The sequence below is a fragment of the Pontibacter cellulosilyticus genome (genome assembly GCF_014306105.1).
Classification (GTDB): Bacteria; Bacteroidota; Bacteroidia; order Cytophagales; family Hymenobacteraceae; genus Pontibacter; species Pontibacter cellulosilyticus.
The window spans coordinates 447,676-459,769 of record NZ_JACRVF010000003.1 but is presented as its reverse complement, the minus strand read 5'-3'; the positions used below and the strand labels follow the sequence as shown (position 1 = coordinate 459,769).

Annotated in this window: 8 protein-coding genes; 4 read left to right on the top strand and 4 right to left on the bottom strand. The window is 46.8% G+C overall.

Translation table 11 applies throughout. The features are described from left to right. Positions 1-30: 30 nt before the first annotated feature. From clpB to H8S84_RS12805, 3 genes are all read right to left on the bottom strand, one after another. Positions 31-2,649 carry an ATP-dependent chaperone ClpB gene (gene clpB / locus H8S84_RS12815; protein WP_187067732.1) on the bottom strand — a complete coding sequence of 873 codons (2,619 nt, stop codon included), beginning with the start codon at positions 2,647-2,649 and terminating at the stop codon, positions 31-33. A 414-nt stretch (positions 2,650-3,063) separates the two neighbouring features. Beyond that, positions 3,064-3,750 (bottom strand): deoxyribonuclease V, encoded by a 687-nt coding sequence (nfi, locus tag H8S84_RS12810; protein ID WP_187067731.1) that lies wholly within the window; start codon positions 3,748-3,750, stop codon positions 3,064-3,066. A 92-nt stretch (positions 3,751-3,842) separates the two neighbouring features. Further along, positions 3,843-4,487, bottom strand: a complete 645-nt coding sequence (locus H8S84_RS12805) for a hypothetical protein (RefSeq protein WP_187067730.1) — start codon at positions 4,485-4,487, stop codon at positions 3,843-3,845. Between the two features lie 130 nt (positions 4,488-4,617). On the opposite strand from H8S84_RS12805, the gene H8S84_RS12800 reads away from it, so the two are divergent. After that, a complete protein-coding gene (locus H8S84_RS12800) occupies positions 4,618-5,298 on the top strand; it encodes a dienelactone hydrolase family protein (protein WP_187067729.1) in 681 nt (226 codons plus the stop codon). A gap of 80 nt (positions 5,299-5,378) precedes the next feature. Then, complete coding sequence (locus tag H8S84_RS12795; protein ID WP_187067728.1) at positions 5,379-6,005, top strand: phosphoribosyltransferase; 627 nt, start codon at positions 5,379-5,381, stop codon at positions 6,003-6,005. A gap of 1 nt (position 6,006) precedes the next feature. Here H8S84_RS12795 and H8S84_RS12790 read toward each other — a convergent pair whose 3' ends face one another. Further along, positions 6,007-7,359 carry an SGNH/GDSL hydrolase family protein gene (locus H8S84_RS12790; protein WP_187067727.1) on the bottom strand — a complete coding sequence of 451 codons (1,353 nt, stop codon included), beginning with the start codon at positions 7,357-7,359 and terminating at the stop codon, positions 6,007-6,009. A gap of 305 nt (positions 7,360-7,664) precedes the next feature. Here H8S84_RS12790 and H8S84_RS12785 point away from each other — a divergent pair, with 305 nt between their 5' ends. Then, positions 7,665-9,419 carry a hypothetical protein gene (locus H8S84_RS12785; protein WP_187067726.1) on the top strand — a complete coding sequence of 585 codons (1,755 nt, stop codon included), beginning with the start codon at positions 7,665-7,667 and terminating at the stop codon, positions 9,417-9,419. 296 nt (positions 9,420-9,715) lie between these two features. After that, complete coding sequence (locus tag H8S84_RS12780) at positions 9,716-11,941, top strand: NADP-dependent isocitrate dehydrogenase (RefSeq protein WP_187067725.1); 2,226 nt, start codon at positions 9,716-9,718, stop codon at positions 11,939-11,941. Positions 11,942-12,094 lie beyond the last annotated feature (153 nt).

Here is a 12,094-nt window from a genome sequence, read left to right as displayed (position 1 = left end):
GCTAATCTATACTTTAAACTAAATCACAATTTATTCACCAGTCGGAATTTCCACGTCCACGTTATTGAACCGGATCTGACCATTTTCCAGTGTAGCCTCTACTACAGAGTCCTTGCTGATCTTACCAGAAAGAATCTCTTTGGAGAGCTCATTCAGCACCTGGCGCTGAATTACACGTTTCAGTGGCCGTGCACCGAACTGCGGGTCGTAACCCTGTTCGCCCAGATAATCCAGTACTTCGTCTGTGGCAATCAGGCGTATGCCTGCTTCTTCAAGGCGGTCCTGAATGTGGCCAAACTGTATCTCCACGATCTGGCGGATATCCTCACGGCTCAACGGACGGAACATTACCAGCTCATCGATACGATTCAGGAACTCCGGCCTCACCGACTTCTTCAGCAGTTCAAAAACCTCGTCTTTGGTCTTCTCAATCACCTCATCATGGTTAAACTCATCCATCGTCTCAAAATTGCTCTGGATGATGTGCGAGCCAATGTTTGAAGTCATGATAATGATGGTGTTCTTGAAGTTTACCACACGACCTTTGCTGTCGGTCAGGCGGCCATCGTCAAGTACCTGCAGCAGGATGTTGAACACATCTGGGTGTGCTTTTTCGATCTCGTCAAGCAAAACTACAGAGTATGGCTTGCGGCGCACAGCCTCCGTCAGCTGGCCACCTTCATCGTACCCAATGTAGCCCGGAGGCGCTCCCACCATGCGGCTTACGGCATGGCGTTCCTGGTACTCACTCATATCGATGCGCACCATGGCGTTCTCATCGTTGAACAGGTAATCTGCTAAGGCTTTGGCAAGCTCTGTTTTACCCACACCCGTTGTACCCAGAAAGATGAACGAGCCAATCGGACGTTTCGGGTCCTGCATACCGGCACGGCTTCTGCGCACAGCATCAGAAATGGCCTCAATCGCTTCTTCCTGACCAGCCACGCGTTTGCCCAGCTCCTGTTCAAGGTGCAGTAGTTTTTCACGGTCGCTCTGAAGCATTTTGCTTACAGGTATACCGGTCCATTTGGCTACTACTTCGGCAATATCTTCGGCGTTTACCTCTTCTTTCAGCATCGGGTTTTCACCCTGCATCTGGCGCACCTGCTCCTGTAGTTCTTTCAGCTTCGCTTCGGCTTCCTGGATTTTACCATAGCGCAGTTCCGCCACACGGCCATAATCACCGCTTCGCTCAGCCTGCTCGGCCTCCAGTTTATAATTTTCAATGTTCTCTTTCTCTTTCTGAATGCCCTCAATGATCTGCTTTTCGTTTTGCCACTTAGCTTTCAGGTCATCACGCTTGCCGCTTAAATCAGCAATCTCCTTCGAAAGAACTGTTTCTTTGTCCTTATCATTCTCACGACGGATAGCCTCGCGCTCAATCTCCAGCTGCATAATGCGGCGCTGAATCTCATCAAGCTCCACTGGCAGTGAATCAATTTCGATACGCAGTTTCGCGGCTGCCTCGTCCATCAGGTCAATGGCCTTATCTGGCAAAAAGCGGTCTGTGATGTAACGGTTCGACAGCTCCACAGCAGCAATAATCGCATCGTCTTTGATGCGCACCCCGTGGTGTACTTCATACTTGTCTTTTATACCGCGAAGTATGGAAATGGCATCCGGCACGCTTGGCTCGTCCACCATCACCGCCTGGAAACGACGCTCCAAGGCTTTGTCTTTCTCAATATACTTCTGATACTCTTTTAATGTAGTAGCACCAATGGCATGCAGTTCGCCGCGTGCCAGGGCTGGCTTTAATAGGTTGGCTGCGTCCATGGCGCTCTCGCCACCTGCACCGGCACCAATCAGGGTGTGGATCTCGTCGATGAAGAGTACGATCTCGCCCTCGGCATCCACTACTTCTTTGATCACGGCCTTCAAACGCTCTTCAAACTCACCTTTATACTTAGCACCTGCTACCAGCAGACCCATGTCCAAGCTCATCAGTGTCTTGTTTTTCAGGTTTTCTGGTACGTCGCCAGAAACAATACGCTGCGCCAGGCCTTCCACGATAGCGGTTTTACCCACGCCAGGCTCACCCAGCAGTACCGGGTTGTTTTTGGTACGGCGGCTCAGGATCTGGAGCACACGGCGAATCTCCTCGTCGCGGCCAATTACCGGGTCGATTTTACCGGCACGGGCCATTTCGTTTAGGTTTTTGGCGTAGCGCTTCAGCGAGTTATACTTTGCTTCTGCGTTCTGGTCAGTTACCTTGGCCCCTCCACGAAGTTCTTTGATTGCTTTTTTAAGATCTTTCTCGTTAAAGCCAACATCCTTCATCAAACCAGCTACTTTATCACGACCCGCCAGAATTCCCAGCAGCATGTGCTCAATGGCTACATACTCATCGCCAAACTCTTTTAAATAAGAAGTAGCTTTTTGAAGAGCCGCCGCCGCATCGTTAGCCAAATATGGACTGCCACCACTTACTTTTGGATAGCCAGCCACAATCTCATCCAGCTTGCTGTGCAGGATGTTTCCGTTTATGTTTAGTTTCTGGAGCAGGAAGTTTGTTACATTCTCGTCTGTCTCCAGTATCGCTTTTAAAATATGCCCAGTCTCAATAGCCTGCTGTTGGTTGCCGCCTGCTATCTCAGTGGCCTTCTGAATGGCCTCCTGGGCTTTAATGGTATAGTTGTTAAAATTCATATTCCTTTGTCTGTTTCCCTTAGTTTTAGTTCTACGAGGTAAGAAGCAAAGGGTGCACCAATGGTATTTTTAGATGATTCTACTGAAATAATGACAGGTTTTAGGTTGGGGTATTTGGAAAAAGTGGACTTTTTGTCTGAGTTAGAAGCTGGAAGATAAAAGAGCAATACTTAATTCGCGGTACCTGGTCCAACCACCCCTTTCCCCTCCTTATCTAAGGCGGGGAATATGTTGTTGCTCATACAAACGCTGGCGCCCTATAGTTAACAATTAACTTCTTTTAATCTAAATCTTTGCAAGATGATAAAGAAGAATAACTGCTACCGGGCTGGCAACAGAAACCGCAAAAGCAGAATTCTCCGCCTTAGATAAGGAGGGGGTAGGGGTGGTTGGACTTCTTGAACCGAACAAATTCTACTTCACTTCTTTCTTAAACACCGCCGCATAATGGTCAGCTAATCTGGTAGGTTCAGGCAGTTTATGCTTGATAGCGCAGTTGAAAGCAATCTCTGTTGCAGATTCCAGGTCCATGAGATGGCCGGGAGAAACGAAGACCGGTTTAATATTATCCTTTGTGCGTAAAACATTGGCGATAACTTCTCCTTTATACTCAAGAGGGGAGATTGATCCCTTAGTAGTGGCCGGTTCTTTATACTTGCCTACTAGCAACTTCTTGGCCACACCCATGGTAGGCTTATCTAGGTGCAGGCCCAGATGCGTGGCAATGCCCAGGCGGCGAGGATGTGAGATACCATGGCCATCTACCATAATTAAATCAGGTTTTTGATCTAGCTTTTTATAAGCCTCTAATAAGTTGGGCGCCTCACGAAAAGCAAGAAAGCCGGGCACATAGGGCAACTCTACCGGACCGTGATGCCATACTTTCTCCAGTACCTCCAACTCAGGGTAGGTCATCAAAACAAAAACAGAAAGTATAGAATCCTTACCAATAAAAGAGGAGTCGCAGCCGGCAATCAGTTTCAGGTCGAAGTCTGGTTTTTGGATGATGATACGCTGCTGCATTTTGTTCTGTAGCTCTGTTAGTTCGCGCAGCAGGTTAGGGTCGGGTGGGGGAGTATCATGTCTTCTGAAGTAGGCCATCTTTTCTAATTATGAATTAAGAATTACGAATGATAGGGGAGATGGTATAGGTATGATTCTTATTCACTCAATCACTCAATCTAAACTTTATTTCAAGCGCTGCATGGGTACATGATTTTGGCGAAGAGCAGGTACCATTGGTCATCTACTTTACCGAAGTGAAACTCGAAAGAGGTGTTGGTATGCAGTACGGTCTTCTGCACCAGAGGCAAAGTCTCTATAATTTGCTGAATCTTTGCCTCGGAAAGGCTGGCGTAGTTCCAGTAGCCACTTGTTTTAAACTTTTCAGCATCCCATACAAAGCAGCCGTCTTTGCTGTAGCCAGTTTTTCCAGCATCATAATTTAGATCTGCGCAGTCAAAAGATGGGAAAGGCTCTTCTACTAAGTTGCACTGCTTTATCTCCAGGGCAATAGTGAAAAACGACTTGCCCTGGTACTCGCGTCCAAAGTTTCGGATGTCGTGTACCTGTGTCATTTTGGGTACGGCACCTGGTTGCTCAATTACCCACAAGCCATACTTCGGATGGATAAACTGGTTAAAAGCAGCCGTGTCGGAGTTTTGTAGTGCCTCAAAATAGGTAGAAAAGGCAGTCTGAAAGTTATCTTCTGGCGCAGCTTGTGGTTTAGTTTCAGTAGTATCTTTGGCAACAGTCTCTTCTGTGTTTGAGGTACTCTTTTCTGTGCTGCAGGCGCTAAAAAACAACAGCAATGCAAATATAAATGGCAGCTTAGGCATGATTATCAGGAATTTATACTTGCAGTACGAAGACAGACGCGTATTGGTGTGGCTTTTTGAACTTCTATAATTTGTGGGCGTAATCCAAAAAGTACGGCATGTGCTGTAACGCAACCTAAGTACACAAACTATGACAAACTTATCTATACAAGAGGAGGTAACCATACCAGTAGGAAAAGTAAATCTTACCGGAGACCTGTCTGTGCCGGAGAAAGTAAAAGGACTAGTCATTTTTTCTCATGGCAGCGGTAGTAGCCGCCTAAGCACGCGCAACCGCTTTGTAGCCGAACACCTGCAGCGCTCTGGTTTTGCTACGCTGCTTTTCGATCTGCTCACGCCTCAGGAGGACCAGAATTACGACAATCGCTTTAACATACCTTTAATTACGCAGCGCCTGATAGATGCCACTAATTGGGTGCTGAAAGATGAACGTTTAACCGACTATAATATCGGCTACTTTGGGGCAAGTACAGGCGCAGCCTCTGCTCTGGGTGCAGCAGCTGCTTTAGGCGATATGGTAAAGGCTGTGGTTAGCCGTGGTGGTCGCCCTGATCTAGCTGACTCAGTGTTGCCTGATGTGCAATCGCCAACACTGCTAATAGTAGGAGGTAAGGATGATCCTGTTATTGACTTAAATAGGCAGGCGCAGGACCGGCTGCAGTGCCTAAAAGATGTGGAGATTGTACCTGATGCGACACACCTGTTCGAAGAGCCGGGAGCATTGGAGATGGTAGCGCAACTAGCTACCGATTGGTTTAGAAAATACCTGGAGCCAGGCAAGCAGCACCCTCTGCACCAGGATAAACCATGATCTTTAACTAGAGGATGAGTGGCAGGGCTAGAGAGAAAACCTTCAGTAGCTATCTACCCATCTGTAATTAATGTAAAACTATGAACATGATCCACAACCGTGAGAGTGCGGCAAGGGAGTTAGCTCAGCGGCTACAAAAGTATAAAGGCGAGCAAGGCGTGGTGCTGGCCATACCTAGGGGTGGCGTTCCGGTAGCTGCTCCAATTGCAAAAAGCTTGGGAATGCCGCTGGAGGTAACGCTTACAAAAAAAATAGGCCATCCGGCGAATCCAGAGTTTGCCATTGGTGCCGTTAGCCTTAAAAGTATAGCAGTGGATGAGCGTGCAGAAGTACCACATGAATACGTGGAGCGGGAGGTGCAGCGTATCCGGGAAAGCCTAAAGCAAAAGTATAAGCTCTTTTTGGGAGATCGGGAGCATATTGCGCTGAAAGACAAAGTGGTAATTATTGTAGATGATGGTATAGCCACTGGTAAAACACTGGAGGCTACCGTAAAGCTGGTAAAACAGGAAAGTCCTGAGAAGATAGTAATAGCCGTACCCGTAGCCCCAGCTGAGGCAATAGCGCGCTTCGAAAGTATGGTAGATGAAGTGGTTTGCTTACTTGTACCGCCTTTTTTTCAGGCCGTGGGGCAGTTTTACGAAGAGTTTTACCAAACCTCCGATGAAGAAGTAATCCAGCTGATGCAGGACCAGGGCAAAGAGTAAGTTACTCAAGTATAAATTCGTCCTGTAACTTTCCTGTAGGTGTTAGCACCTGCACCAGGTATAAACCTGCCTTTTGTGCATTGTTTAGATGAATATCCATGCTCACACTGCCGTCTGCTGTACACTGCTTTACTACACGCTGTACACGCTGGCCCGATAAAGTATAAATGTGGATCTCAACTTCTGAAAAAGGCTGCTGCCCGGTAAGCGCCATCGTTATCTTTTTGTCTCTGGTAGCAGTAGGATAAATCTGTAGCTCAGGTTTCATAGATATCTCATCTGCTGCGCTTAGCACCTGCTCTTTCTTAACAAACTCTACCTCAGAGTATGTTAATTTGCCATCTTCTCCAATATGCTTCAGCCTATAGTATAAATCACCGTAGGGTGCGTTTTGGTCTGTAAAATCATACTCTTTTAGCGTAGTGGAACTTCCTGCACCGGCCACCTCACCAATCTTTTCGAAATTATTCGAGTTTAATGCACGCTCAATTTCAAACTCTGAGCTTTTATACTCAGATGTTGTTTGCCACTCCAGTGCTATGTGGCCCTGCTCGGTTTTGCTGGCATCGAAACCGTTAATGGTTACAGCAGATGGCGCTGCTACCTGCATAATAGCATCAAACCACCGCTGCGCCATCTTCTCTTCTCCTGATGCATTAGGATGCACGCCATCCCAGGTGTCGGCACCGGTGGTAGGGTTAAAGCCGGTGAACTGGTCTACAAGTATAACCTTTGAGGTGGAGGTATTCAACTCTGCTACCAAGGCCGGAATCTTCTCATTCAATAGCACAATGTTATTTGCCGCCTGTGGCCCTACTTTTTGGTCATAGGCAGGTATAAGCTTGGCAAAAAGTATGGTCACTTCAGGATTATCTGCTCTTAGAAGCCTTACTACCTCGCGCAGTTCATTCAATGTCTCATCAAGGGGTTGGTTCCTGAACATGTCGTTGGTGCCGAGGTGCAGCAGCACGAGGTCTGGAGTATAGTTTTGCAGCCACTGGCTTAGTTTTCCTTTGTTAGGTTCTTCTGTATTTCCGTATAAAACCTGGTCTGCACTCCAACCCCAGTGCCCTTCATTATCAGGGTCAAAGCTCTTACCGTTATACTGTGGCCAATTAGGGTTGCCTCCACGGTTTTCTGCATGTGATCCAACAAAGTCTGCCTCCAGGTTAGCGTCCAGCAGCTTTTTCCAGAGGTTGTAGCGGTAGCTATAGTTGCTTTGGTTGGACTGGGTAATGGAGTTGCCAAGTGCCATGATCCGGAGAGGTGTTTGAGAAGCCGCACAAATTTGAGAGAAGAACAGGAACAGCGCTAAGGTAAGTGCGAGCTTTGGTGCAGTAAAAAATGATGACATAGGCAGGCTGTATCGTTTAAGCTTGTAGTAAACGTGGTACTGGTGCTGGAGTTATACTTTGTGCTGGCCTTTTAAGTGAGGGGCAAACGATAAAAACTAGAAGCTATATATAATTTAGTAAATGGAAGAGGTCTGCTGCATGAGTAGCTAACGCAGAACCCTATGCTTGTAATGGCTGTGGATAAACTGTGCCGGGAAAGGCTGTTAAATTCTTATCCTATATTAAGAAGACTCTTATATTTGCTACCTAATCAATCATTGAGAGCGTTGGTTTAAGGCCAAGGCTTATACTTTAGCCACTTTCTATGTTTCCTCTATACAATAAGGTAAAGGGCTCTGCCAGAAACAAAGTTACCGGGTTAGGTCTTAGTGTATTCAGAGTATTCTTTAGCTCAGTATTGTTCGTGGAGGTAGCCAATCTTTTTTATTTCCGGCACCTGTACTTTAACCCGATCCCTTATGTAGTAGAGTCGGAGCTAAGTTTTTCGCTAGTACTGCTATGCTGGTTGGGAGTACTTCTGTTATTAGCAGCTGGATTTTCTACTCGTATCGCCGCTGTTGTTAATTACGTGCTGGTACTTGTCTTCTTCTCTTCGTTTACATCATTTAAGTATCATTTTGATGCAGCGCTGGTAGGACTAAGTTTTATGTTGATGGTGCTGCCTGTAAGCCATAGGCTCTCTTTAGATAGCCTGCGCTTTAAGCTTCGAACACTGCATGAAAAAGAACGGAAGGTAAGACAGATCTATTACTTCCTGCCTGTACTGCTGGTTCTAGGGTTGCAGTACTTCGATTCTTTTTTTCATAAGGGGGCCTCCGAGGTATGGCTAAGTGGACTGGGTGTATGGTTACCTGCTTCTCTGCCAAATTTGGTGTATACCGACTTAAACTGGCATCTAGACCAAAAGGTGCTCATGATATCTTTAGGCTACCTGGTGTTACTGTTTGAGGCTCTTTTTCTGTTTCTATTGCCATTCCGGAAGGTGAGATTCTGGCTTATTGCGATAGGGATAAGTATGCATCTAAGTATTGCTTATATCTTTCCTATACCTTCTTTTGGCGTCACATTTGCTGGCCTGTACCTGCTTCTGTTGCCTGTTAGCTTCTGGAACAGAATAAGCCGCTCAGACAATAAGGAGGGCAAAGCTGGTATACTAATCTATTGTTCCGGTGATAAAGTGGCGCAGCGGGTGAAGATACTACTGGAGCACTTCGATGTCAGCAGAAACTTAGCATATAGGCAGCAATCGGGAACGGAAGAATGCCTATGTTTTATTTCCGGTGATGGGAGTTTAAGTACAGGCCCGGCTGCAATTGGTCAGGCAATGGGGAAAGTCTGGCTGCTTTGGCCACTAAAGCTTATTTTAATCGTGCCACAGCTAGAGCGGGTTTTTATCAGTGCGTTGGAGCACGGGCAGGTACAAGAGCAAACTGTGAGTCCAGAGAATAGCTACGAATTTAAGGAAAACTTAAAGGCAGGCTTTATATATTTTTTTATAGCTTACCTGGTGCTTGCGCAGCTAGTACTTACATTAAATTCACCCCTAGCTCAGAAGCTCAGCAGCTATACCGGCACAGATAGGTTACGGCAACTCATTGCTAATACATCTTTTCCGTTATCCGTTTTTAATTCAAAGCTGCTAGGTGTAACAGAGAATATTATTTTTGCCGGCTTTAGAGAAGGTAGTTATAAGATTATCGCAGTAGAGTATGTTGCTGAAGATGGTAGGCGAGCCTGGTTACCGATAATAGATAAACTGGGTATGGCCGATGAATACAGTTTTGGCAGAATGTACACGAAGTGGGGGAGAATAATAGGTGCGTATCCAAAGGACGTGATACAGCTAGAGGAAGGGCTGGTACGTTATGTTGGTTTTTGGGCCGCTAAGAATCAGGTCTCTCTACAGGACGCTTTATTTGTAATTAAGGTAAGGGAAGTGGATGTTGTAATGGAATGGAGAAAAGATCACCTGCATCAGCAGATGGCTAAACCTTGGACTAGTGTTGGTGCCCTTGAATGGAAAGGGCAGGAGCCTCACCTTTGGCTAAATAAACCATAAAATTTGACTCACCTTTTTCTTGTCCAAGAATATGATTTATACCAAATTTATTACTCTCTAGGGCGTGTAACCGTGCGTATCTTTAACTCAGCTGAGGCTATAATCTAATTAAATAAGGAAAGCTGGCTTGCCTCCCTGCCTATATCAAAAAGTCTCTTATATTTGTTCCTTAATCCGGCTGGGCTAAACAGTTGCTCCGTATGCTGGATTTGTAGTTGTAACATCCTTAATCAAAGCATTTTTAACCTATACTTTTGCTGCCTAGCAGTAAAGTATAGCCTTAACTAACATTCTAAATGGCAAAAACATCAAAGATCATCTATACCATTACAGATGAAGCTCCTGCGTTAGCAACGCGTTCATTCTTACCAATTGTACAAACTTTCACTAAAGCAGCCGGTATCGAAGTAGAAACAAGAGACATTTCGCTTGCGGGCCGTATTATCGCTGCCTTCCCGGAGAGTCTGACTGAAGAGCAGAAGCAAAGCGATGACCTGGCGTACCTGGGTGAACTGGCGAAAACTCCGGAGGCGAACATCATCAAATTGCCTAACATCAGCGCCTCTATTCCGCAGCTGAATGCGGCTATAAAAGAGCTTCAGTCGCAGGGCTACAACATCCCGAACTACCCGGCTGAGCCTAGAAACGACGAAGAGAAAGATATTAAAGCCCGTTACGCCAAGATCTTAGGTAGCGCGGTAAACCCTGTGTTGCGCGAAGGTAACTCGGATCGCCGTGTGGCTGATGCCGTGAAGCAGTACGCTAAGAGCCACCCGCACTCAATGGGCAAATGGTCATCAGACTCCAAAACGCGCGTGGCGCACATGGAGAGCGGCGACTTCTATGGCAGCGAGAAATCTGTAGTGGCTGATAAGGCTACGGACGTGCGCATCGAGTTTGTGGGTGCCAACGGTGATACAAAAGTGCTGAAAGAGAAAGTGGCGCTGAAGGAAGGCGAAGTGATGGACTCTTCGGTAATGCATGTTGCTGAACTGAACGCATTTTTCGAAAAGGCGATTGCTGAGGCGAAGGAAGATAATATCCTGCTGTCGCTGCACCTGAAGGCTACCATGATGAAGGTATCTGACCCTATCATGTTCGGCCATGCAGTGAAGGTTTTCTTCAAAGATACGTTTGCCAAGCATGCTGCTACATTCAAAGAGATTGGTGTGGATGCAAACAACGGTTTGGGCGATGTATACAATAAGATCCAGAGCCTGCCAGCCGAAAAGCGTTCCGAGATTGAGGCTGATCTGAAAGCTGAGATGGAGAAGCGCCCTGAGCTGGCAATGGTGAACTCTGACAAAGGTATTACCAACCTGCACGTGCCAAGCGACGTGATCATCGACGCGTCTATGCCAGCGGCTATCCGTACGTCTGGCCAGATGTGGGGGCCTGATGGTAAACCAAAAGATACAGTTGCTATCATTCCGGATCGCTCTTACGCAGGTATTTACCAGGAGGTGATCAAGTTCAACAAAGAGAACGGCGCTTTCGACCCGACTACCATGGGTACAGTTCCGAACATCGGCCTGATGGCCCAGAAGGCGGAAGAGTATGGCTCGCACGACAAGACCTTCGAAATGGCTGAGGCTGGTACGGTGCGTATCGTAGATGCGAACGGTAACACGCTGATGGAGCAGCAGGTAGAGAAAGGTGATATCTTCAGAGCTTGTCAGACAAAAGACGTAGCTATCCAAGACTGGGTGAAGCTGGCCGTTACCAGAGCTAGAATTACCAACACACCAGCTATTTTCTGGCTGGATCCGCAGCGTGCTCACGATTCTAACCTGATTAAGAAAGTAGAGAAATACCTGCAGGACCACGATACCAACGGACTTGAGATCAAGATCATGTCTCCGGTTGAGGCCATGCGTTATACTTGCGAGCGTGCCAAAGCTGGTAAAGACACTATCTCGGTAACCGGTAACGTACTGCGCGACTACCTGACGGACTTGTTCCCGATTCTGGAGCTGGGCACTAGTGCCAAAATGCTTTCTATCGTTCCGTTGCTGGATGGTGGTGGCCTGTTCGAAACAGGTGCCGGTGGATCTGCGCCGAAGCACGTAGAGCAGTTCGTGGAAGAAAACTACCTGCGTTGGGATTCGCTTGGTGAGTTCTTAGCCCTGGCTGTATCGCTGGAAGACCTTGCTTACAAAACCAAGAACGAGAAGGCTGAAGTATTAGCAGAAGCCCTGAATAAAGCAAATGCTGAGTTCCTGGAGAAAGATAAGTCTCCGGCTCGTAAAGTAGGCGGTATTGATAACCGTGGCAGCCACTTCTACTTAGCCATGTACTGGGCACAAGCACTTGCTGAGCAGAACAAAAACCAGGAGCTGAAAGACAAGTTCTCTAGCCTGGCAAAAGAGCTGACCGACAACGAGCAGAAGATCGTAGATGAGCAGATCGCAGCCCAAGGCAAACCAGTTGAGATTGGTGGCTACTATCACCCAGACGAAGAGAAAACCAGCAAAGCTATGCGCCCAAGCGAAACGCTTAATGCTGCTTTGAATAATTTCTAATCAGAAGTATAAAGTACAAATATGAAAGGCTGCCTGAGATATCGGGCAGCCTTTTTTATGCTGAGAACCTATCGTTGTTTGCTTTCTCACTAACAGCAGAGTTTCACAGTTTTGCTATGAGTAAATTTAAAACAATGATGCACTACCCCTTTA

Excerpts from the sequence above, each read along its gene's own strand:
- clpB (WP_187067732.1), bottom strand. The coding sequence starts at position 2,649 with ATGAATTTTAACAACTATACCATTAAAGCCCAGGAGGCCATTCAGAAG.
- nfi (WP_187067731.1), bottom strand. The coding sequence starts at position 3,750 with ATGGCCTACTTCAGAAGACATGATACTCCCCCACCCGACCCTAACCTG.
- H8S84_RS12805 (WP_187067730.1), bottom strand. The coding sequence starts at position 4,487 with ATGCCTAAGCTGCCATTTATATTTGCATTGCTGTTGTTTTTTAGCGCC.
- H8S84_RS12800 (WP_187067729.1), top strand. The coding sequence starts at position 4,618 with ATGACAAACTTATCTATACAAGAGGAGGTAACCATACCAGTAGGAAAA.
- H8S84_RS12795 (WP_187067728.1), top strand. The coding sequence starts at position 5,379 with ATGAACATGATCCACAACCGTGAGAGTGCGGCAAGGGAGTTAGCTCAG.
- H8S84_RS12790 (WP_187067727.1), bottom strand. The coding sequence starts at position 7,359 with ATGTCATCATTTTTTACTGCACCAAAGCTCGCACTTACCTTAGCGCTG.
- H8S84_RS12785 (WP_187067726.1), top strand. The coding sequence starts at position 7,665 with ATGTTTCCTCTATACAATAAGGTAAAGGGCTCTGCCAGAAACAAAGTT.
- H8S84_RS12780 (WP_187067725.1), top strand. The coding sequence starts at position 9,716 with ATGGCAAAAACATCAAAGATCATCTATACCATTACAGATGAAGCTCCT.